The following is a 22,505-nucleotide window of genomic DNA, read 5'->3' as shown; positions in this document are numbered from 1 at the left end:
GGGGGTCCCCCTGGTTCAGGAATGTGCGTGTCAAGTCGGTGGCGGTGCGGCTCACGTCACGAAGAAGATCCCGACGTCCGTGCCGGCGGGCGTGTACTCCGCGAGGCGAGCGCGCAGGCCGTCCTCGCGCTGCGGCCGGTACAGGTCGTGGAAGGCGCCCATCTCGGCGCCGTCGTCGGCGCCGCGCCGGATCTCCTCGGCGATGGGGGTCCCCCCGCTCATGGGGGTCCCCCCGCTCGAGCGAAGCCGAGAGTGGGGGAGAAGCCGAGAGTGGGGGAGGTCGGCCAACTGCCCGTACCAGGGCGTCCCGTAGCGCTGGGAGACGAACAACGGCCGCACCTGACCGGTCAGATCCGGCTGGCAGCGGTACCTGCGCGGCGTACGCGACCCGCTGGGGACGTACGAGAAGCGCAGACAGCCGATGCCGCGGCGGGCCACGTGCAGGCGTCCGGTGAAGAGCGAGTTCTCGGCGATGCGGACGGCGTGCGTGTGGATCTCGCCGATGACGGTCGTGCGGTGCAGATGGAGCACCGCGTGGGCGTGCCGGCAGTCCGGTGCGGACAGGGCCTCGCGGTCGTCGGCGGTGGCGTCGAGGATGCTGTCGCGCAGATGGATGTCGAGGGGCTCCTCGGTGACCTCGTCGCCGATGACCTCGATGGTGCCGAGGATGCTGTGCTCGACCTGGAGGCAGGCGGTGGTGCGCTCCAGGACGATGCTGGGCTCCTCGGGCGAGTGCGGGTCGCACTCGGGTTCCAGGGACCAGCCGGGGACCAGGGTGCTGTGCCGGACCACGACGGCGCCCATGGGGCCGGTGACGTTGATGCCGCGGCCGGAGACGAGGAGCCCGTCGAGGGTGACGCGGGGGCGTTCGTGCGGGGCGCAGTCGTCGGACACCGCGCGGATGTTGAGGGCGTCGGGGCGGTTGCTGTACCAGTCGAGCAGGCGGATGACCGGGCGGGTGCCCTCGGCGGCGCGCAGCTCCAGCCGGTCGCCGGGGTCGAGGTCGAAGTCCAGCTGCTCCTGGTAGGCGCCGCTGTGTGTGATCTCGATGATGCCCTCGGGGCCGGTGCGATCCGCCCGGCGGTCGTGCTGCCAGGCCCGGTAGGCGTCCATGATCTGCCGGTACGGCTGCCCGGGCCCGACCCGGTAGAAGGTCGCGTCGGGGCGGGGCACGCGGTCGTCCCGGGTGTACTCGCCGCCGCCCAGGTCGGCGCCGGACGCGTAGTGGTAGTCCACCCAGACGCCCTGGCGGGGCGCGGAACGGGAGCCGAAGGCGATACGGCCCAGCTCCGGGTCGACGGCCACCTGGCCTCGCCTCGGCCGGTAGCGCCAGTCGGACAGGTCGGCGACGACGATGTCCGAGGGCGGCACAGGCTTGTCCTCGCCGTCGCGCCGGATGACGAAGCTCTTGCCGGGGCCGTAGTGGTCCAGCAGCCGGTCGTGGAGCTGTCGGCGGCGGATGAACGCCGGGACGTTGTCGACGGTGGCGGTGGGGGTCCCCCCGCTCGAGCGAAGCCGAGAGTGGGGGAGGGTGGGCGACGGCTCCGGGAAGGGCTTGGTGACCAGCGGGGTGTCGTTGCCGAGGATCGAGAAGGTGTAGAGGTTGCGGGCTCGGTCGACGCAGTAGGCCGGGGCGGACGTGAGCGAGTGCGCCTTGAGCCGCCAGACGAAGAGGGCGACTCCTGCCGGGGTCCAGCCACCCTGTCGGTGAGCGGAGTTCGCCCGTCGTACGTCCGCCGTACGGGCCGTCAGGGAGAACGGTCCCGGAAGGTCGAGCGCGGCACCGTCGCGGACGTCGGCGAGACGGCCGCGCTCGATGCGGTGACCCGCGCCGAGCTTCACGGGCTGGTGGTGGGCCACGAGCCGGGACAGCTCCACCGCCCGCGCGGGCCAGTCGGCGACCTGCTCGGACAGCTCCTCCAGCAGGTGCAGCGTGCCCTTGCGGCGGCGGCTCGCGACGGTCGCCGCCACGTCGCGGCGCGGGGCGACGGCCTCGGCGAGCGCGGGGCGGCCCCCGTCGTGCAGGCCGGTGGTGAGCACGCGTTCGTAGCCGGGCAGGGTGCGGTAGCCGACGAGGTCGCCCAGGTACGGCAGCACCCAGGGCGCCGCGGTCTCCACGAACAGGTCCTCGTAGCTCTGCTCGACGCCGTCGCGGACGCGGTCCAGCTGCTCGGCCATGACGGCGAGCAGGGCGCGCAGAGGTCCGCCCTCCTCGGCGTCGCGCAGCAGGTGCCAGCGGGGCAGCAGCGCGGCGAGCGCGTCGGGATCCCTGGATGCCGCCGCTCCCGTGCTCTCGAACTCGACGTCCGGGGACATCACTTGACCTCCGTCAGTATCAGGGTGTCCGCGGCGCGCGGCGACAGCAGGGCGAGCTGGGCCGGGCGGATGCCGCGGAAGACGTACACCGACCGGCCCCTGGGCAGGCGCCGGGTGTCGGTGATGTCGGGGTTGAGGCGCAGGAGTTCGGCGAGCGGGATGCCGTGCCGGGCGCAGATCGCGGAGAGGGTCTCGCCGCCGGCGGCGCTCACGGTGTGGATCCGCTCGTCGTAGGTCGCCGGGTGGGCCGACACGTGGGGTTTGGGTGTGCCGGGGTGGGCGAACAGCTCGGTGAGCTGTTCGGGGGTGGCGGACGCGGGGACGCCGGTGAAGACGTCGACGTCCACGTAGTCGACTCCGGGCACGGAGTGGGCGGCGGCGAGGACCTCCGACAGCCGCGCCGGCTGTCCCAGCTCCCGGCCCTCGAAGCCGAGCCGGCGCAGCAGGGCCTGGCGCAGGCGCGGTGCGACCGTCTGCCAGGCGTGGTCGGGGGCGACCTTGACGCGGGCGGCGAGGAGCAGCAACACCAGTTCGCGGACGTCCACGCGGACGGGGAGGTTCGGGTCGCCGTACTCGGTGAGGGCGCTCCGCAGGGCGCGGAGCGTGTCCGAGTCGTCGGCGATCGGCACATCGTCCGTGCCGGCGACCGTGACGTGCAGGACGCGCCGCCGGCCGTCGAAGAGTTCGCGTGCGGCGGCCCGGCCGATGCCGGCGCGGGAGCGGGCGAAGTCCTCGTAGTCGCCGACCGAGACGAGCCGGTCAAGGGCGGAGACGGCAAGGGGGATGGTACGGCGGGTCAGGCCCGGTCCGTCCCCGTCCGAACCGCCGGTCGCCGGGCGCGGGTTGGTGACCGCGGTGACGCCCAGCGGTCGGGTGAGGGGCTGGGTGATGCGATCGGCGGCGACGTTGGCCGCGCGGCCGGTGCCGAAGCGGTAGCGGGCGCGGACGTTCTCGTGGCCGGTGGGCAGCCGGGCGCCGTTGATCCCGTCGCCGAAGGTCACCGTCGTACGGCCGTCGGCGGTGCTGCCGGTGATGTAGACGCGCTCGCGCGGGCCGCGTCCGGCGAGGCTGTCGACCTCGTGCCAGAGCACGCCGTCGATGCGGATCTCCAGGACCGGTGTGGCGCCGAGAGGGTTGTCGTCGGCGAGCCAGGTGAGCGGGGTCTGCCAGAGGGCGAAGGTCTGGTTGACGCGGTCGGAGTCGCCGCTGCCGATGGCCTCCTCGCGGCTCTCGCCGTGGGTGGCCTCGACGACGTTGCCGAGGATCCGGACGGTGTCGCGGCGGTAGCGGTGGGCGAGGTCGGCGGTCAGGGTCAGCCGGGTGTGGACGTGGTCGCCGGGGAGCTGCGGGTCGACGGCCGGGTCGGCGGCGGCGATGGTCACGACCTCGGCGGCGGTGACGCCGGCCGCCCCGGGGATGTCGCTGCGCTCGCCGGCGACGACGAGGGTGCGGCCGGGGTGCAGTCCGTCGTACAGCTCGGCGAGTTCGATCTCGTTGCCGTGCACGTCCTCGCCGAGCGGTTCGTCGGCCAGGCGCAGCGGTTCGCCCGCCGCGTGCACGGTGGTGTCGCGGATGTGCGAGAGGAGGACGTCGAACTCGTCCAGCCAGGGGTCGGCGAGGGTGAGTTCGGTGCCGCGGCCGGTGATGCCGTAGTTGGTGTACGCGGCGGTGCGGGCTGCGACGACCTGGGTGGTGACGAAGGCGAGCTTCGCGTCGCCGGGTATGCCGCCCTGGGCTCCCTTGGCGGGGCGCCGGATCGCCACCCAGCTGCCGACGGTGATGCCGTGGTGGACGGTGTCGAGCTGGAGCACACGGCGGTTGACGGGCTGCGGTTTGCTTGCGATGACCACCTCGACGTTGGGCTCGGCGCTGCCCACCGTGTACCGGATGCTCACCTCGTACTCGCCGTGCGTGAACTGCTCCGCGCCGCCCGGCCGCAGGGCGATCTGCTCGGAGGTGCCGTTGTGCACGCCGACGTGGACCAGACCGTCCGCGTCGGGCCGGGACACGAACAGGGTGCGCTCGGGCAGACCGGAGTGCAGACGGGCGGTGACGCCGGGGTCCTGGGAGTCGGTGGGGCGTCGGTTCAGCCAGCTCAGGTCGCGGTCCTGGCCGGAGCGCACGGACAGGTCGACCTGGCCGGTGCCCAGCGGGAAGGTGATGAACTGCGGGACGGGCAGGTTCTCGGCACGCTGGTCGGAGCTGCTGCCCTCGACGTACTGGAACTCCGCCCGGACCGGGACCTTGCCGCCGGTGTCGTACACGACGCGCAGGGTGACCAGCGCCGCGCCGGTGAGCGGCCAGTCCGCGGTGCGGATGACGCGGCCGCGGTTGTCCTGCACCGGCTTCAGCGGGGCGGTGGCGCCGAAGGGGGCGGCGGCGGTGCGCATCGCCAGCAGCTCGCGCAGGAGCTGCGGAGTGCCGGGGGCGGCGGCGGTGCGCCAGGCCGGGTAGAGGGTGCCGAGGTTCGGGTTGAGGACGGTGAGGAGGCGGGCGGTGTCGGTGCCGGGGTGGTGGGGGCGGGCGCGGGTGGCCGGCCCGGGGGTGGGAGTGGAGGTGCGCAGGGCGGGGAGGACGGCGGACAGGGCGCGGAGGGCGGCTTCCTGAGGGCCGGGGGTGGCCTGTGCCTTGGCCTCGGAGGGCTCGTCGGGTTGGGCCGGTGCCAACTCCATTGCCCGCTCCGCGAGTTCCGCGAGCACCGCCTCCAACTGCTCGAACCACGCCGCCACGTCCTCGTACGGCTCCGCCAGCACCTGCGCCTCACCGAGTCGTGCGACGGGCTCCGCGAGGCGGGCCGCGAGCCGCTCCGGGGTCGTGAGGTCATCCAAGTCGGCCCTCAACGGGGCGAGTACCTGGTCCTCGAAGTCCTCGATGAGGCGGCTGACCGGCCGCGGATTGGGCACCTCGGATGTGGGCGGCTCGTCGCCGGGCTCGCCGGGGGTGGCGGGCTCCGCGCTCCAGCGGCGTACCTCGTCGATGAGCTCCTTCAGCGTCGGCGGGGCCGACCTGGGCAGGGAGATCGCCGTGATCCCGTCCTCCCGGTCGACGCGGGCCGTGGCCACGGGCAGCAACGTCCGCTCTCCGCCCGCCTGTTCACCGAAGACGAAGAGGAGCTGGTCCCCGGTCTGCAGGGAGTTGGCCGTGCCCTCGACGAACAGCTCCGAGCGGCGCTGAAGGTCCTCGGGGGTGACCAGGGAGGGGCGCCGGCGCCTGACCTTCAGCTCGTTGAAGTCCCAGCGGGCCGTCAGGTCGTGGCTGGTCTCGAAGGTCAGGGACTCCTCGTCGGCGGAGGCGGGCACGCTGTGGCTGCGTGCCCCGCGCGGGATCAGGACCGGCAGGGTCTCGGCACGCGGGTCGCGTTCGAGGGTGTACGCGAGATGGGTGGCCGCGGCCGCCCCGGGGCGGGGCCGGTGGCCGACGAGCCGACCGAGCAGCACCAGGGAGCGGTGCTCGTCGGCGGTGCGGATGTAGGCCTCGTCGGCGATGCGCTCGGAGTGGAAGGTGAGCAGGTCGCCGAGGACGGCGGTGGCGTCGAGCAGGCCGATCGCCGGGTCGTCCGGGGTGCGGACGGTGAGGCCGCCGAGGGCCGGGTACGCGGGCGAGGCGAGCCGGTCGAGCAGGGCGGTGAGGAAGGAGCCGTACTCGCCGACGCGGTAGTCGAGGGCGGTGCGGCCGGGAGGATTGTGCAGGGGGGCCGGGGCCAGGCGCTCGGCGTGGCCGCCGCGGCAGGCGCCGCCGCAGGTGCATGCGTCAGCCGTCATCGGGCGCCTCCCAGGGAAATCGCCAGCCGGCCGTTCTCCGGCCGGTCGGGGTCGTTGTCGCAGGTGGCGATCTCCAGCGGGCCGAGCCGCAGCACGCCGTCCTCCCTCTCTCCTCGGTCCTGCTCGAACAGCCGGCGCAGCCGGGTGACGTGCACGCTCTCGACGCCCGGGACGGCCGCGGCGACGGCGACCAGCCGGCTCAGCCGGACCGGTTCGCCGAATGTCAGCGCGTCCGGGTGGAAGAAGCCGCGGGGGCCGGCGCCGAGCACCCGGTACAGCTCGGCCAGGATCTGCCCGTGCTGGTGTCCGGGCGCGGCGCACACGGTGAGCGCGATGTCGAGCGGCACCAGCCGGGCGGGGCCGACGACGAGGTCGTGGCCGATGCGCCGGTACGTCTCCAGGGACTGGGCCACGGCAGCGAGCAGCTCGTCCGACGGGGTGCCGTCGCCGCAGGCGTCGACGGCGATGTGCGCCTCCTGGACGCTGCCGGTCCAGCGCAGCTCGGCGGCCGCGCGCTGCACTCCGGGCAGGGCGGAGGCGAGGGCCGCGTAGTCCTCGGCGGTCACCGCGCGCAGGCGGGTGCGGCGCAGGTCGAGCGGGGCCAGCTGGCGTACCTGTTCGACGGGTTCGGGTTCGGTGCCGCCGGTGGCGGGCAGCGGGTTGCGGACCACGGCGGCGGGCGGTTCCTCGCAGTCGTCCGCGACGACGATGTGGTTGATGGCCTCCGCGCCGACGTTGCCCGCGCTGCCGCCGCCGAGACGGTAGTGGATCCGCAGGCGGGCACCCGGGGTGGGGCGGGCGCCGTGCCGGCCGTCGCCGAACCGGAGGGCCAGCCGGCCGTCGTCCTCGAGTTCGCCGACGAAGTGACGGTCGCGGGGGGCGCTGTCGAGCAGGTCGCGGCGGGGCTGCCAGATCTCCTCCCCGTCCTGGATGCGTACGGCGGGCAGGGCCCGGCGCGGGTCCTGGGTGAGGGCGCCGATCGCGGAGCCCCGCAGCACCGGCTCGTCGGGGTGCAGTCCGGCCGCGTACGCCGGTCCCCAGCTGTGCGCGATCTCCCACGCGATGTGCCCGTCGAGAACCGTGCCCGCGCGGGCGCGTGCGGCGAGGACCTCGGTGCGGCGGAGCTTGGCGTCGAGCAACTGGTCGCTGCGGTGCAGGAGTTCGCGCAGCGCCCGGACGGGATGGAGGCGCAGTTCGAGGCGCTCCAGGATCTTCAGGCCGTAGATGACGGCGAGTTCGGAGATCTCCTCGTCGCCGAGCCCGTCGCGGTCGCGGGCGCTGCGCCACAGCTCGACGAGTCGCTGTCGGACCCGCCCCGGGATGGCGGCGATCCGCTCGGCCTGGCCCGCGGCCACGGTCCGGGCGTCGGGGAACGGCACGGCCTGGGCGACGGGGGCGCGGCCGAGGACCGGGCGGAAGCGGGGCCGGATGCCGGGGTAGAGGGACTGCGCGAGCAGTGTCCGCAGGGCGGCGGCCTGGGCGTAGGCCGTGCCCGGCACGACACGCTCGTGGCGCTGTCCGGCGCGTTCCAGGCCGAGTCCGGCGCGGGTGGTGGCGGCGAGTCCGACCACGTCGTGGAGTTCGCGTACGTCGTCGGGGGTGAGGGCGTCACCCGACTCCGCTCTGTTCGTGAGGAAGTTGATGAGCCGCGCGGGCGCGTTGCCCTCCGTCCGGTCGGCGCAGCCGAAGGCGAGCGAAGCGAGATGGGGGTACCCCCGGCCGGAGGCGGGGGGAGGGTCGCAGGGGGCGACGACGGCGGGCTCGGGCGGCACAGTGGCTGTCTCCGGGACGGGCAGGGAGCGGCCGTGGTCGACGAGGACGACGTTGCCGCGGGCGAGGGTCACGTCGTCGACCGGGAGGCAGTCGCGGCCGCCGCGGGTGCTGAGGCGGAACGGGAAGCTCAGGGCGTCCTCGGCCGCCCAGGTGACCTCCAGGACGGGCTGGTCCTCGATGCGGTCGACGGCCGGGAGCACGGAGGTCAGACGGACGGCCTGCCGGTGGCTCGGGTCCGCGTCGCCGGGGGTGCCGGTGCGCGGGCCCTTCACCTCCTCCAGGACGAGCAGGTCGCCGGGCTTCAGGTCGAGCCGGCGTTCGCGGCAGGTCTCCGGGTCCACCCACTCGTCGCGCAGGGTGGCCGAGGTGGCGCCCTTCGGCAGGGCGCACACCTCGCCGCCCCACGTCCACAGCCGGATCGCGTTGTGCGCGACGCGCAGCTCCAACTGGTCGGCGGTGACCACCGGTTCGAAGACCTCAACCGAACCGCGCTCGTCGAGGTCGGCCAGGTCGCCGTCCCCGATGACCGTGCCGGGTTCGGGGCGGTCGTGCGGGTCGAGGGCGCGGACGTCGACGGAGGCGAAACGGTAGGTGCCGGGAGCGAGCGTGTGGTCACCGGCGGTTTCGACGGTGACGTAGGCCCGGGCGGTGCAGCCGTCGTGCATCGCGTAGTCGATGAGCCGCATATGGCGGCGTACGGAGACCCGGCGGCGGGCGGTGTCGAGGTAGGCCTCGGTGGCCACCGCGTCCTGCTGGTAGCTGATCTGGTCGCCGGTGTACGCCAGCAGCTCGACCAGGGTCATGCCGAGGTCGGCGGGGTTGCGTTCGGCCCAGTCGGGGGTGGTGAGCGCGAGGCGGTCGAGGAGCAGCTTGCGGATGGTGTCGTAGTCGCGCGCCGTGTAGTCGATGACGGGCGCGGCCGGGAAGGCCGGTTCTTCGGAGTGGTCGTCCTTGCAGTCGAAGGGAGTCGGGCAGTCGGGCCGGAAGGAGAAGGACGCGCTGTGGTAGCGCTGGTCGAAGCCGCGGAAGGGCTCGGTGCCGGGGCGGCCGTACGGGTCGGTCTCCACCAGGGAGAGGCGGTAGCGGGAGGTGTCGCCGGCCCGGTCGAGGGTGACGTAGAGCCGGTCGTCGAGCTCGGGGTCGTCCTCGCGTTCGATGCTGACGTCGATCGCGGTGATGCCGGTGATGCGGCGGCCGCCGTCGATGCGGACGTTCTCCGGGGTGAGGCCGTGCGGGGCCTTGCCGAGGAAGGTGACCGTCAGGAGCAGTCCGTCGTCGCTGACCTCGACGGCGTCGACTCCGTTGAGCTGGGCCGCTCTCACCTTGTTCCGGCGGGATGCGGTGGCGCCGGTGGTCATGCGGCCCTCCCTGCGAAGACGTCGTCGCGGCGGGTGCCGGTGGCGCGGACGACGTACGACAGGTACACACGGACGACGGTGTCCTCACTGACCACGTCGAGGGCCTCCACCTCGATGAGGTCGCCGAGCCAGCGCTGCAGGGCGGCCTGGACGGACAGTTCGAGGGTGTTGATCAGCTCGGGGCTGTTCGGGGCGAAGACCAGGTCGAGGAGTCCGCAGCCGAAGTCGGGGCGCATGACGCGCTCGCCGGGGCTGGTGAACAGGAGTTGCTCGATCAGGTCGTGGACGTGGTCGCCGTGCCGGGCGTGGGCGGTGCGGCCACGGCGGTCGGCGCGGAAGGGGAAGGCGATGTCGGTGGTTTTCGTGGCGCTCATCGGACGGTGACCTTTCGCTGCGCGGCCTGGACGACGGGCGGTCCCTGCGGCATCAGGGCCGCGGTGAAGCACTGGGCCGCGGAGGTGTCGAGCAGCACGGGCGCGCCGTCGACCGTGACGCCGGTGCTGTCGGCGGTCCAGCGGACCGAGACGCAGGGCATGGGCACACCGTCGACGGTGTGCGGGCAGCCGGTGACCACATAGCTGTGGGCGGCTGTGGCGACGGGGACACCGTCGCTGAACACGGCCCCGGTCGGTGTGGTGGCGGCGGTGACGCGACCGCCGTGCGGGCAGCCGATCACGGCACCGGCGTCGAGCAGACTCGCGGACAACGTGTTTACTCCCCCGTCTTCTATCGCTTCGAGAGCACGGTCAGCTGGCCCTCGTTGATGGTCACTTCACGGCCGCGCAGAACGATCTCGGCGCCCGCGCCGGTCGCGATGACCACGGCTTCCTCGGTGATACGGATGTAGGCGCCGCCCTTGGCCTGGAGCAGGATCCCCTCGTCGGTGCCGGGCGTGTCGCTCATGACGAGCTTGTGCGCCAGGGGCGTCTGGACGACGACCGGCTTGTTCGCCGCGTTCGCCCGGAGCTCGCGGCGCGCGTCGGGCGGCAGTTCCTCGGCGGCACCCCACCAGCACCCGGTCCACACCGGGAAGCTCGGGTCGCCCTGTTCGAACTCCACCCACACGCCGGTGCCGGGCGGCGGTACGACGAACTGTCCCGACTCGGGCCCGGTGAACGGCAGACAGGGCAGCGCCCACGTCGACGGCTCGCCGCCGAGGACGTCCGGGACCTCGACGGTGATCCGGCCGATGCGCAGCGGGTCGTCGTTGTCGACGACCCGGCCGCGGTACTTGCCGAGGTAGCGATTGCTGGGTGACGCCATGGGGGACTGCTCCTGCTGGTGTCTTGGTGGTTACGGCCGGACGTAGGCGCTGCGGGCTTCGAGGCCCTCGCGGGAGAGGGTGAAGTTCTGCTGGAACGAGCCCGGGCGCAGGTTGTGCGTCACGGACTTGACGTAGTAGTCGCCGTCGTACGCCCGTCCCGCGCCGCGTACGCCGACGAGCTGGCGCGGCTGGAGGATGTAGCCGTGCCGGTTGACGTCGAGGGAGCCGGAACCGGAGACGACGTCGGCGGAGGTCGCGGCGCGGGCGAGCAACTCCGCCTCGGCCTGGCCGCGTTGCTGCTTGGCGGTGCCGGACAGGGTGCGGCGCTTGAGGGCCGGGGTGGGCCGCTTGCCGAGGGGCGGGCGCAGCGGGCTGATCGGCGGCTGCGGGAGGAGGGTGGACAGCCGGGTGTCCGGGTCCTGCCAGCGGGCCTGCGGCTCCTCGCGGGCGGTGCCGTCGTAGGCGAAGGTCAGCTGGTCGACGGTGGAGTTGGCGTCCATGTTGACGTTGAGGGCGTGCTGGCGGATGCCGAGGCGGACCTCCGGCCCCCAACGGGCCGAGGACTGACCGGGGTTGGGCCCTGGCTCCAGGTAGAAGGTGTAGCCGTTGGCGCGGGCGAGCTCGGTGACGTACTGGAGGTCGGTGCCGGTCTGGTAGTGGACGCGGAGGTCCTGGTGCGGGGGCTGGGCCACCTTCTCCGTGTAGACGTCCGGGCGGATGCCGTAGTCGGAGTAGCTGCGCAGGATGGCCAGCACCCGCTCGGAGGGCCGCAGATTGGGGTAGCGGGCGGTCCGCTCCTCCAGGTCCATGAGCAGGGTGAGGTCCTCGCCGGTGACGGTGAGGGTGGAGTGGCCGGGCTGGTTGCTGGCGCCGACCTCGTGCCGTACGACCAGGCCGTCGAAGAGCACGCCGGGAGTGCCTTTGACGGTGACGGTGACGATGAGGCGGGTCTTCGGGTCGAAGAAGCCCTCGGGCAGCAGCCGCCGGCTGATGATGCCGTTCTTGGTGAGGTCGAAGGCCAGCTGGAAGCCGCTGCGCTCACCGGCGGTGGCGGTGATCTGGGCGGACAGCAGGGCCTCGGTGACCTCGGCGGGGACGGGCCGGGCGAGCTTCGGCCCCATGAGGAGCGTGATGTGCACGGGGCCCTGCCCCACGGGCAGGTCAAACACGCCGGTCCCCCCGGGGGAAGCCGCCCGCGAGCGGCACGTCGATGGTCCGGCCCGCCTCGTCGGTCAACTCGCGTGGATCGAGTACGGGGTTGGCGTCGGCGATCTGCCACCACTGGGCGGGGTCGCCGTAGTACCGCTGCCCGAGCAGATCAGGGCGGTCGCCCGCTGCGACGGTGCGCTCCTGCGTGTCGCCGCCGTCCAGCGGTGGCAGCAACCGCCGCTTGGTGTACCGGACTTCGGTCCCGTCGGGCCCGCGATGGATCCCGATCTCGGCATCGTGGTAGCGGCTGGTGCGCGGGTACGGGTGGGCGCCCGGTATCGCGTCCAGTGCGCTCTCGTACGGCTCGATGTCGGCCATGATGTGCGGGTCAGCCCCTTCCGATCACGGCGTTGGTTCCGGTGAGCGCGAGCGAGCCCGGACTGCCCCCGCGTGCGGCGGCGGCGAGACGCTCCTTCTGCGCGAGGTGCGCCATGTAGAGGTCGGCGCCGCGGTGTCCGGCGGGCAGGTCGCTGACGGTGAGGATCTTCATGCCGATGCTGAGGGAGGCGCGGATCGGGTTGAGGTTCACGTCGAACGCGGACTCGTTGACGGAGAGCTCGGTGAGGCGCACGGGCATGACCCGCTTGCTCCCCCACGTGAACAGCGTCAGCGGCATCTCGATCGGACTGATCTCGATGGTCCCCTGCTGCGACAGCCGGCTCGCGGCACGCAGTTGGGCGGTGGTCGGCTGCACCAGCATTTCCAGCGTCGCGAGCTGCGGGTGGATCCCGTCGGGCGCGGCGATCTCGAACTGGTCGGTGGCGTCGATCTCCGCGGTGAACTTCCAGGTCTCCTGGGCGGGACCCTTGAGCCGCAACGCCTCGTTCCGGTCCCCGCTGCCGGTGCCGCCGCCTCCGGCGTCGCCGCTGTCGCCGGCCGACTGGGGGGAGACGCTGCGCTCCAGGGTGTCCGGGTTGAACTGCAGCACGATGATGCGCTGGGGGGCGCCGGTGTCGGGGTTGACGACGACGATGCCCGAGCGGATGGGTTTGGGGATGTCGGCATAGCGGGTCATGGGTTCCTGTCCCTGTGTCTAGCGGAGGCGTTCCGCGAGCCGTGCGTGCAGGGGCGCATAGTCGTGGTCGGGAAAAATGCGCGGCAGGACATCGAGCATATTCCTCAACCGTTGGGCAGACTTACTGAATTCTGCAGATTTCAGTGGCGCATCCGTGAAAAGATGCTGCCAATCGAAGCACCCCTTCGTCACGGTCAACGTCCTCATATATTCGCAGTAATTGAGATCCATGCGCCACAGGCCCTGCAAGTGATGGGCGAACCAAATCTCAGGATCGGCAACCCTAGGCTGGACCCTGAGTGCGGCATAGGAACCCGAACCGGTGTAGGGAGCCTCGTCGATGATGCGGAGCTGGGATCCCACCGCGCGCTCGGTTTCCGTGTGGAGGGACGACGAGAAATCAGGAGCTTCTTCTCGAACGGCCTGCAGGACAGGCGTGAGAAAGAACTCACCGGACACGAGAGTATGCGGTGTGACAGTGCCCCATTGACACCCGATTTCAGAGAAGCGTGGACTGCACTCGACAAGTTCCGGATCCAGGGACACGCCCATCGCGCCCCCACCCGCAGCAAGGCTCTCGAGCTCCGCTTCAGACTCCAGGTGACCCAGCACTTCATTGCTGACGTCCACCCCGGACGTCGTGCGCAGTTCGGCCAGCACCTTGATCCACGCCTCGTCCTGTGCACGCATGTCAGTCATCCGGTCAGCCGACCCCTCACGATCAGAAGAACAACTTTCCACTGCTTTCGGCGAGCTTGAGTTTGGCGACCACCGAGGTACGCGCCTGTGGCAGGCCCGCGTTCGCCAGAGCGTTCTCAAGATCGGTCATACTGTTGAAGGTCTTTCTCCGGGCTTTACGGTTGAGCTTCGTCAGGCCTGCGATCAGGTCGGCAAAATAGGGAGAGATCCCTGTGGCCCTTCTGATGGTTGCCGATTTGTCGAAGTTCACGTTGGCCCTGGCGGGCCCGGGTCCGCCGCCACGAGCCCACGGCGGCGGATCGAACTGTCCTTCTGACCAGCGACCGGATCGCTCGCCACCGGCGTACTCGCGCTCCCACGAGCCGTTCCGCTCGCGATAGCCTCCCCAGCGCACAGTCATTGAGGCCGGAAATCCGGGATAGCTGTTCCTGAGTGTGATATCGACGTCGTACCAGAGCATCCTGCTGGGCTCACCCGAACCTCCCCACCCCTTTCCGTTCACCACGTGGCCGAGTGAACGAGCGGCCGGGTGCTCCACAGCGCCGGCGGCGTTTTCATTGTCCTCCTTGGTCGCCGGCACGAGGTTGGAAGTCGAGGCGTGGCCTCCGATACGGGCCGGCAGCAAATGCATCCGCACCCACTTCGCACCCCTGCTGTAGGTAGGGGTGATCTTCTCCCAACCCAGCGGCCACGCGTCCCTGCGGTCCACCGCTTCCGTGCCCTCGGGCGTCGTCTTCTTGATGTAGTGACTCTTGAAGCTCCTCGCCAGAGTGTCGTCGGAGAAGGGCGGGAGTACGGTCGGTGGCAAACCCAATGGATTCTGCGGGGAATAGCGCCGCTCCAGCAGATCCGCCAATATCTCCATCTGGGTCCTCAGAGCCTCCAACTGGCGCCGGAACTCCATGTTCCCCTTGTCCGGGAGAATGATGGGCGTTTTATGGCCGCCGGGTGCTCGCTCAGGCAGCCGCTGGTGCGCAGCGTCCACAAGCTTTCGCCTCAGGTGAGCCCGCCGCACAAATTGCTCCTGCTCCGCGAAGCGTTCCGGATCAGAGCTCTCCAGCTCCTTGTTACTCCTTCGCCAGTCGTCGAGGTACTCCTGGACGTTCTCCAACTCGCTTCGTACAGAAAGTTCGGCGCCTCTGCCCCTGCCGCTGAAGAGCAAGGTGTGCGCCTCATTGGCCACGGTGCGGAAGTGAACCTGTGGCAGGTCGTAATGCCTCTGGCCCTCGGGCTCCCGCCGCCGGTCCCTTTGGTCATTCCGGCGATCCCTCGACCGATCCCGGTCGTTCCGGCGCCGCCACTGGTCCCGCAGCCTGCGCAGCCGGTCGTTCAGCCTGTTGCCGAGTTTGCGGCGGGCCTTGCCGACGAGCTTGCCGGTGGCTCGGCGGGCCCTGTTGACAGCCGACTTGATGGTCTGGCGGGCGCGCCGGACCAGGCTGTGGGTGCGGCGGCGGTCGCGGTCCTTTTCGGTGTCGCGACGCCTGTCTTCCGCACGCCTGCTGTCCGGATGGCGGTCGTCCGTGCGCTTGCCGTCGTCCTTTCGGCGGCTGTCCTCAGGACCGTTCCTGGCGGGGCCCCGGCCGTCCGTACGGTCCGTGTCGGACCGGCGGCGGTCCGGGCGGAGAGTGTCGCGGGCCGGGCCGCGGCGCGACGGGGCGTCGGAGCCGTCGTCCTTGTCGGTGCGCGTGCGCTGCTCCGCGTCCCGCATCCGCTTCCGCGCAGCGTTGACCTCGCGGCCCTCCTCGCGGCGCCGCTCGTCGTCGCGGCGCTTCTTCGGGCGGGTGGTGTGTGAGGGGCGCTTCTTCTTCTCCGGGGCGGAGCGCTTGCCGGGGCGTGGCCTCGTCGGCGGGCGGGACTTGTTGTCCGTGGAGGGCTTGCGCGGCGTCGGGCGGTCGTCGTCGCGGTCGGTCGAGCGGGCCGGGTCCGGTGACCGGTCGTTGGTCGTGGGCACGGAGTCCTGGTCCTTGGGCTTGCCCGGAGCGTTCGGCTGTGCGGGCGGTGCGTCGGAGCCGTCCGGCTTGTCCTTCTTCTTGCGGAGGTTCTTCAGCATGTCGCCGAGCTTGTCGGCCACCTTGCCCATGAACCTGCCGACGCCCTCGATCAGGAACTCGTAGATCAGCTCGAGCAGGGCGACGACACCGGCCGCCACCGCCTTCGCGAAGGGCAGGGCGCCATTGCCGCTCTTGACCGACTTCAGGAAGTCCATGAACAGGCCGAAGGCGGCGAGGATCTCGCTCAGCGCGCCCCATGCCGTCTTCAGGGCGTCGATGATCGCCATGACCCAGCCGGCCCCGGGGATCAGCTTCGCGACGACCTTCTCCACCACCAGCACACCGATGATGACCGGGAGTTGGGGCAGCGCCTCGTCCCACGCCATCCGAGCCATCTGCTCGACCGTCACCCCGCCGGAGATCAGCTCCTGGAAGTCCTCCATCGGGATGCCGATGATCTCCTGGACCTTCTGGTTGAACCAGGCCTTCACCGCGCTGGTGACCTCGTTGAAGAGGTGCTCCCTGGCACCGGTGTCCGCGGCGGCCCCCGCCTTGCTGATCCAGTCGCCGGGGTCGGAGACGATGTCGTTGAAGATGGCGGCCCATTCACCGAGGCCCTCCACCACGGCGGCGCCGAACTCCAGCGCACCGACGGTGGCGGTCTCGGCGACCTCGACGGCCGCCAGCATCCCGGTCTCCAGGACGTCGAGCCCCGCGAGCAGCGCCCCGCACAGGCCGTCGAGCAGCTTCCCCGCGATCTCCTTGAGGCCGTCCGCGATCTGGTTGACCTTGTCCACGGCCCAGTCGCGCGCACCGTCGATGGTGTTGCGCCACTTGTCGCGCATCGCCGGGTAGTCGGCGAGGAGTTCGTCACCGAGGGCGATCAGCGCGTCCGCGAACTTGTTGATCTTGTCGATCACCCAGTTGCGCGCGTCGTCGATGAGCTTGAAGACCTGCTGCTTGAACTTGTCGATGAGGTCGGTGACGATCTGCCGCGCCTTCTCGAAGACGCTCTTGATGGCGTTCTTGAGCTCCTCGAAGAACTGCTTCAGCTTTTCGATGGCTTCTTCGAGCCAGTTGTCGGCGTCGTCCTTGCCCTCCTCCTGCTTCTTCTCGGCCTCCTTCTCGGCGTTGGTCTGCTCGTCGGTGATCTTCTTGTTGTCGTCCTGGGTCCGCTTGTCGACGTCCTTGTCGGTCTGCTCTTCCTTCTCCTTGATGTCCTTGCGGACCTCGTCGTACTTCCTGCCCTTCTTGCCGTCGATCTCCGTGGTCTTGTCGTCCTGTTCCTTGCGCCACTTGTCGCGGGAGTCGGCGATGTCGGAGCGGCCCTTGTCCCGGGCGTCGGCCTGCTGCCTGCTGCTTCTGTCGACCTCGCGCTTCAGGTCCTGATCGTGCTTCTGCCGGTCCGCCTGCGCCTTGTCGTCCTTGGCCCTGCGCTCCTGCGTCATCTTCTGGCGGCCCTCGGAGAAGCCGGCCTGGATCTGCGGACCGCGGTCGTGCTCGGCCACGGCGGACGCGGACTCGATCGGCACCCCGGCGCCGGACATCGTGCGCCCGGCACCCTTGGCGTTCTTGCCGTTGCCGCCGGGCACCTTGCCGGTCAGGGTCTCCTTGGGCACGTCCGGGTAGATCTGGTCCTCGCCCATCGGGCGGGCCGCGTCCTCCCGGCCGGAGCGGTGCAGCTCCGTCTTCCGCTCGTCGAGCTTCCGGCCCTGCTCGTCGGTGCGCTGCGGATCGGAGTCGTTCTCCAGCGGCAGCCGCGGCGCGTCGCCCACTTTGGCGTTCTGCAGGCCCTCGTCCTTCGTCGGGAGCCCCAGGATCGAGTCGATCAGGTCGTCGAGCGGCAGGATCTCCTTCAGGAGCTTGCCGAAGAGCTGCGCGCCGATGGTGACGGCGATGTCCCACCAGCTCGGCTCGGGCACATTCGCGCCCGGTACCTCACCTTCCGGTTTCTGCTCGCCGGTGATCTCGGGCGTTTTGCCCGGTGCGGCCTCGGTACGGGCCACCTTGGCGTTGGTGTACGTGCCCGGGGCCGCCGGCGTCGGACCGCCCGGCACCGTCCGCGGGGAGCCGGACGGGCGCTGCTCCTTCGGCGGCGCCTTGCGCAGCGCCGTACGTTCCTTGTCGACCGAACGGCCGACCGCGCCGTTCACGCCCTTGAGCGTGTCCAGCATCTGATGCGGCTTCAGGCCTGCGGCCGTCGCGAGTCCCGCCTCGGGCGTGGCGTTCGAGACGTCCGGTGCGGCGGCTTCCTTCTTGGGCTTCGCCGGGGCGGATGCGCCTGCGCGTCCGCCGCCGGCCCGCGTCGGCGCGGGAGCCGAGGACGAGCGACCACCGCTGCCCCCGCCGCCTGAGCCACGGCGGGCGCTCCGCGCGACCTGCCGTGCGGCCTGCCGCTTGCTGCCCGACGGCTTGGACCGGGCGGCGGATCCACCGCCGCCGGAACCCGAAGTGCCGGATCCTTTGGGGGTGTTGGTCCTCGCCTCCGAGGCGGACATGGGTGAGGGGCCGTTGCCCGGCGCCAGTTGCGGAGCGGAGCCGGGCCCCGGTGTGGAGACCTTGTCCGGGCCGGTTTCCGGTCCGGGGGAGGTGGCGTGGCCGTTGCCCTCGGTGACGCCCTGGTCGTCGGGGGTCGGGGTCGGCTTGGTGCCGGGAGTGCTGCCCTGGCCGGTGCCGGTGCCGCTGCCGCCACCGCCCGCCGTGTCCTCGCCCTTGTCTGCCGGCTTCGCGGCCCCCTTGTCCGCTCCGGCGCTCGGCTCCGTCTCGCTCTTCGCCGGGGCGCCCGCCGACTGCGATCCCTGCTTCGCGGTGCCTTCGGCCTGGCCGCCGCCGTCCGCCGGCTTACCGGACGCCTGGGACGGACCGGCTCCCTGGGTACGTGCGTCCTCGTCCGCCTTGGCGAGTCGCTCGGGCCCGGCCGGCTCACCGGGCGGCGGGGTCGCGCCGGCTCCCGCACCATCAGCGGTGCGGGCCTCCTCGTCCCGCCGACGGGCCTCGGCGTCCTCCGCACGCTGCTCCGTCTGCATCTTGTCGCCGATGCCTCCGGCGGAGTCCGCCGAGGCCGTCGTGGTGAGCCCGGACGCATCGGCTCCGGTGCCGGTCGCCCCGCCGGCTCCGTCCGGCCCGAGGTCCTGCTCTGCGGACGCGCCGGTGAATAGGTCCTGGTCGGTGAGTCCCTGGGGCTCGTCGTCCACCCCAGAACGTGCGGGAGCGCCCTGCGGTGCGGGAGACGCGTCCGCCACCTCTTCCGGCGCCGGTCCGGCATCCGTGGACGGAAGGGAAGGCCGGGAGGCGTTGCCCTTCTTCCGCTCCTCGACGATGCCCGGGTTCTTCGCCGCCTCCGTGTAGCCGACGAGGTCGATGTCGGGGACGGGCTCGTTGCCGCGGGCCGCGGGCGTGTCCTCGTCGGCGCCCGGCTCCTGCTCCGCGGGCTCCGAGTCCAGCCCCAACGGCTCGTCGTCCGCGTCCTGCTCGTTCTCCGGATCGCCCGCCGAGCGGATCGGGCCGGTGTCGCCGCCGGTCCGGGGCTTCTCGCCGGGCTCGGCGCCGCTCCTGTCGACGGGCGACGGGGCGGCCGCGGTGTTCGCGGCGACCGCCGGGCCCTCGTCCTGGCGCGTCTGCTGCTCGCCCGCCTGCCGCTCCGGCTCCTGCGGGGCCTCCTCCTGGCTTCCGGCCTCTTCCCGCTCCTTCTCGGCGGCGGCGTCGTCCTGCTTCGCCTCGTCCTGCTGCGCGCCGTCGTCCTCGGCCTTGCGCTGCTCGTCCTGCGCGGAAGCGTTCTGGTCCTCGCGGGCAGCGGCGTCCTTGTCCTCCTGCCCGGATTCCGACCGGTCCTGCTCCCGTGCCCCGGCCTCCTCCTTGTCCTGCGCAGCGGCCTCTTCGGGGGACGTGTTCCCCTTCCCGTCGCCGGCCGCTCCCTCACCGGGCTTTTCCTGCTCGCCCTCCCCGCCGGCTTCCGGCCCGCTTTCGGCGCCCTCCGGCCGCTCGCGCGCGTCCGGGCGTTCCCCGGCGGTCTCGTCGCGCCGGCGCTCCTCGGCGACCTCGTCCGCCGCCCCGGGCACGGCCGAGGGCGCCGCCGCCGCATCCAGCGGCAGCGGCCCCGCCTGTTCCGCCTCCTCGACGAGGCCCAGCACCCGGTCGAGTACGGGCGCGGGCAGCCGTACCTCCAGCCGGTCGAGGACGAGGTCCTGCATCTGCGGTGCCAGCCGTGCCAGCTGGAGCCGGACCCGGCCCGACCGGTCCTCCGGGTCACCGCGCAGGGAGCGCAGGACTCCGTTCGCGACGCGGTCGACCAGGGTCGCCGGGTCCAGCTCCTCCATGCGGCGACGATCGGCATTCACGGTCGCGTACCGCAGCCATCCCGGTGTGGCCTGCCCCGGCTCGATCTCCGGAGCGGACTCCTCGCCCCGTACGAGATCCTGGGCCGCCCCCTCCGCCTCCCGCTCGATCCGCTGGTGCGGCAGGCTCACCGCGCCGAGGTCACGGCCGACGCGCAACGTGCCCAGGCCGTGCGGGTTCTGGATGGTGTGCAGGAGCTCATGGGCGAGCAGGCGCCGGCCGTCCGCCGTGCCGGGGCGGAAGGCGCCCTCGCGGAAGAAGATGTCCTGGCCGACCGCGACCGCGTCCGCGCCGAGCAGCTCCGTCAGCTGTCCGGCGTCGCGGCCGGTGTGCAGCCGTACGCGTCCGAGGTCGTGGCCGAGCCGCTCCTCCAGCTCCCGTCGGACACCGGGGTCGAGGGGCTGGCCCGCGCCGCTGACGATGTCCTTCGGTTCCGGTGTACGGGACTTGGCGGCACGCTCCCTGCGTTTGCGGCGGCGCTGCTCGGCCAGCTGCTCGGAACGGTCGTCCTGGGTGTGTGCGTTGCTCACCGGGTCACCTCCCCGTGGCCGCTGAGCCCTTCGTGCACCGCGCGCGCCAGCTCCTGCCCCAGCCGCCGGGCGGACAGACCGGCGGGCAGGGGCGGCAGTCCGGACAGGGCGTCCACGGTCAGCGGGCCGTCCGTCGCCAGCGGTACGCCGTGGGTCCGGATCAGGCGGGTGAGCTCACGCTCGAACGCGGCCGAGACCCGCTCGGGGTCCACCCGGAAGCCGCTGAGGGCCAGTTCGCCCACGTCCACTCGGATCTCACGCGGTGTCACACCCATCCGCGCACCTCCGTCGGCGTCAGGGACCGCTCGAGCTTCAGGTACTCGGTGCGAGCTGCCGCGAGCATGTGCCGCATCTGGAGCCGGTCACCCTCCTCGGCGGCGAGGAACGCTCCGGACAGGGCGATGTTGCGGATCGAGCCGCCCGCGACGGTGAGCTGGGCGAGCAGGTCGCAGTCGATGTCCTTGACCGGGGCCTGTGGCGGCAGGACGCGGCGCCAGATCTCGGCTCGTTCGTGTTCGGCCGGGAAGGGGAAGTCGACGACGAAGCGGATGCGGCGCAGAAAGGCGGTGTCGAGGGCCTTCTTCATGTTGGTGGTGAGGATGGCGAGGCCGCGGTAGGCCTCCATCCGCATGAGCAGATAGCTGACCTCGAGGTTGGCGTACCGGTCGTGGCTGTCCTTGACCTCGCTGCGCTTGCCGAACAGCGCGTCGGCCTCGTCGAAGAGAAGCAGCGCGCCGCCGCGCTCGGCGGCGTCGAAGACACGGCGGAGGTTCTTCTCGGTCTCGCCGATGTACTTGCTGACCACCTGGGAGAGGTCGACGACGAAGAGGTCGAGGCCGAGTTCCTTCGCCATGACCTCGGCGGCCAGCGTCTTGCCGGTGCCGGAGCCGCCCGCGAACAGCGCGGTCACGCCGAGTCCGCGGCGCAGCGTGCCGGCGAAGCCCCACTCCTGGTGAACGGTCGGCCGCTGCCGTACATGGGCGACGATCTCGCGGAGCACGCCGACCTGCCGCTCGTGCAGCACCAGGTCGTCCCAGCCGGCCTGCGGTTCGATACGCCGGCCCAGCTCGTCCATGCCGATCCGGGCCTCGGCCAGCCCGGCCCGCCACGCGAGTCGGGCCGCGTCCAGCTCGTCCTCGGTGGGCAGGTCACGGCGTACGGTGGCGGCCGCGGACCGTACTACATGCGGGGGCAGCTGGAACTGAGCCACGAGTGAACGGAGTTCGAGTTCGTCCAGGTCGATGTCCGCGAACGCGTCGGCCCACAGGGCGAGTTGTTCGTCGTCGTCGAGCCGGGGCACGCTCACGCGGGCGCCGTGCGGCCGGTCGGAACGCAGCGGGTCCTCGCTCGACACCACCATGGGTACGGCCGCCTGGACCAGGAACGCCTCGGCCGCCGCCCGCTGGTCGCGGTCGAGTTCGCCCACCTCGACGAGCAGCGCGGCGGGCAGCAGGATCGCCTCACGCTGCCAGAGCCGGGCGAGCCGGTCCCGTTCGGCGGGGTCGGTGGGCAGGTCCTCGGCGCTGATCGCGTAGAGGCCGAGCCCGGAGCGGGCGGCCGCGGCGGCGGCGATATCGGCCCGGCTACGCCGGTCCCCGCCGGTCAGCTCGACCAGCAGGGGCGCATCAGGGGTCGCTCCCGCCGTCCAGCCCGCGGCGACCCGGTTCGCAGCCAGGTCGTACGAGGGTGGCAGCCGGTCCGGCACCGGGGTGCGCCGCAGCCGGCCGTGCAGCCGGGCGTCCAGGTAGGGCGAGCCCAGCAGGAAGTGCAGGATGCGTTCGTCGAGCCGCAGCCGGGAGGTGGTCAGCCGGGACTCGTCGTCGAGCTCGACGATCCGCCAGCGCCGCAGCGGCGCGACGGGGGTGAGCGCGCTCCAGTGCGGCTCGGCGAGGGCTGCCAGGGCGAGCGAGAAGGTGGGGTACGCCCGCTCCGGGTCACCGCTCGCGGCGGCGCACCGGACGGCCGTCGTGGGGTCCAGGTCCTGGGCGGCGATGAGCAGGACGAGATCGCGTTCGAACGGGGTGAGTCCGAAGCAGGCGATGAGTGCGTCGAGGGGTGCGGCGGGCTGCCGTACAGGAGCGGGGGCGACGTCGGGCTCGGGTTCCGCCCGCTGTGCGCCCGGCTCGGCGGCGCGTGCCGCGTGGGCGTCGACGCGGGCCAGGACGCGCCCGATCTCCGCGATCAGCGTCGCGCCGCTGTCCCGCTCGCCGGCCGCGTTCGGCTCGTGTGCACCCATGTCCTCACCTGCCCCCCT

At 72.0% G+C, this 22,505-nt stretch carries 13 protein-coding genes; all 13 read right to left on the bottom strand.

Going from position 1 to position 22,505, the window contains the following annotated elements; genetic code table 11:
* Positions 1-51: 51 nt before the first annotated feature.
* From ACKTSN_RS36825 to ACKTSN_RS36765, 13 genes are read right to left on the bottom strand one after another with little or no spacing between them, the layout of a single operon-like run.
* Entirely contained in the window at positions 52-2,316 is a 2,265-nt protein-coding gene (locus ACKTSN_RS36825; RefSeq protein ID WP_409473058.1) for a hypothetical protein, read from the bottom strand.
* On the bottom strand, positions 2,316-6,077 hold the full coding sequence (locus tag ACKTSN_RS36820) for a putative baseplate assembly protein (RefSeq protein WP_409473057.1): 3,762 nt from the start codon (positions 6,075-6,077) through the stop codon (positions 2,316-2,318). Before ACKTSN_RS36820 ends, ACKTSN_RS36825 begins: the two co-directional genes overlap by 1 nt.
* Positions 6,074-9,208, bottom strand: coding sequence for a putative baseplate assembly protein (locus ACKTSN_RS36815; protein ID WP_409473056.1), 3,135 nt, complete (start codon positions 9,206-9,208; stop codon positions 6,074-6,076). The genes ACKTSN_RS36820 and ACKTSN_RS36815 overlap by 4 nt, the downstream gene beginning before the upstream one ends.
* Complete coding sequence (locus ACKTSN_RS36810) at positions 9,205-9,582, bottom strand: GPW/gp25 family protein (protein ID WP_385513029.1); 378 nt, start codon at positions 9,580-9,582, stop codon at positions 9,205-9,207. The genes ACKTSN_RS36815 and ACKTSN_RS36810 overlap by 4 nt, the downstream gene beginning before the upstream one ends.
* Entirely contained in the window at positions 9,579-9,914 is a 336-nt protein-coding gene (locus ACKTSN_RS36805; protein ID WP_409473055.1) for a hypothetical protein, read from the bottom strand. The genes ACKTSN_RS36810 and ACKTSN_RS36805 overlap by 4 nt, the downstream gene beginning before the upstream one ends.
* 20 nt (positions 9,915-9,934) lie before the next feature.
* Positions 9,935-10,471, bottom strand: coding sequence for a phage baseplate assembly protein V (locus ACKTSN_RS36800; RefSeq protein ID WP_409473054.1), 537 nt, complete (start codon positions 10,469-10,471; stop codon positions 9,935-9,937).
* Positions 10,472-10,501: 30 nt separating this feature from the next.
* On the bottom strand, positions 10,502-11,641 hold the full coding sequence (locus ACKTSN_RS36795; RefSeq protein WP_409473053.1) for a hypothetical protein: 1,140 nt from the start codon (positions 11,639-11,641) through the stop codon (positions 10,502-10,504).
* The gene (locus ACKTSN_RS36790; protein ID WP_409473052.1) at positions 11,634-11,999 is read right to left on the bottom strand and encodes a hypothetical protein; all 366 of its coding nucleotides are present in this window, start codon (positions 11,997-11,999) and stop codon (positions 11,634-11,636) included. The genes ACKTSN_RS36795 and ACKTSN_RS36790 overlap by 8 nt, the downstream gene beginning before the upstream one ends.
* A gap of 10 nt (positions 12,000-12,009) precedes the next feature.
* Positions 12,010-12,696, bottom strand: coding sequence for a hypothetical protein (locus tag ACKTSN_RS36785; RefSeq protein WP_409473051.1), 687 nt, complete (start codon positions 12,694-12,696; stop codon positions 12,010-12,012).
* 18 nt (positions 12,697-12,714) lie between these two features.
* Positions 12,715-13,395, bottom strand: a complete 681-nt coding sequence (locus ACKTSN_RS36780) for a hypothetical protein (protein ID WP_409473050.1) — start codon at positions 13,393-13,395, stop codon at positions 12,715-12,717.
* Positions 13,396-13,417: 22 nt separating this feature from the next.
* Positions 13,418-20,251, bottom strand: coding sequence for an eCIS core domain-containing protein (locus ACKTSN_RS36775; RefSeq protein WP_409473049.1), 6,834 nt, complete (start codon positions 20,249-20,251; stop codon positions 13,418-13,420).
* The gene (locus ACKTSN_RS36770) at positions 20,248-20,526 is read right to left on the bottom strand and encodes a DUF4424 domain-containing protein (RefSeq protein WP_224738386.1); all 279 of its coding nucleotides are present in this window, start codon (positions 20,524-20,526) and stop codon (positions 20,248-20,250) included. Before ACKTSN_RS36770 ends, ACKTSN_RS36775 begins: the two co-directional genes overlap by 4 nt.
* Positions 20,517-22,487 carry an ATP-binding protein gene (locus tag ACKTSN_RS36765; RefSeq protein ID WP_409473048.1) on the bottom strand — a complete coding sequence of 657 codons (1,971 nt, stop codon included), beginning with the start codon at positions 22,485-22,487 and terminating at the stop codon, positions 20,517-20,519. Before ACKTSN_RS36765 ends, ACKTSN_RS36770 begins: the two co-directional genes overlap by 10 nt.
* Positions 22,488-22,505: the final 18 nt, after the last annotated feature.

The sequence above is a fragment of the Streptomyces flavusporus genome, from assembly GCF_046267975.1.
GTDB lineage: Bacteria > Actinomycetota > Actinomycetes > Streptomycetales > Streptomycetaceae > Streptomyces > Streptomyces flavusporus.
This window is presented reverse-complemented; position numbering and strand designations above follow the sequence as displayed.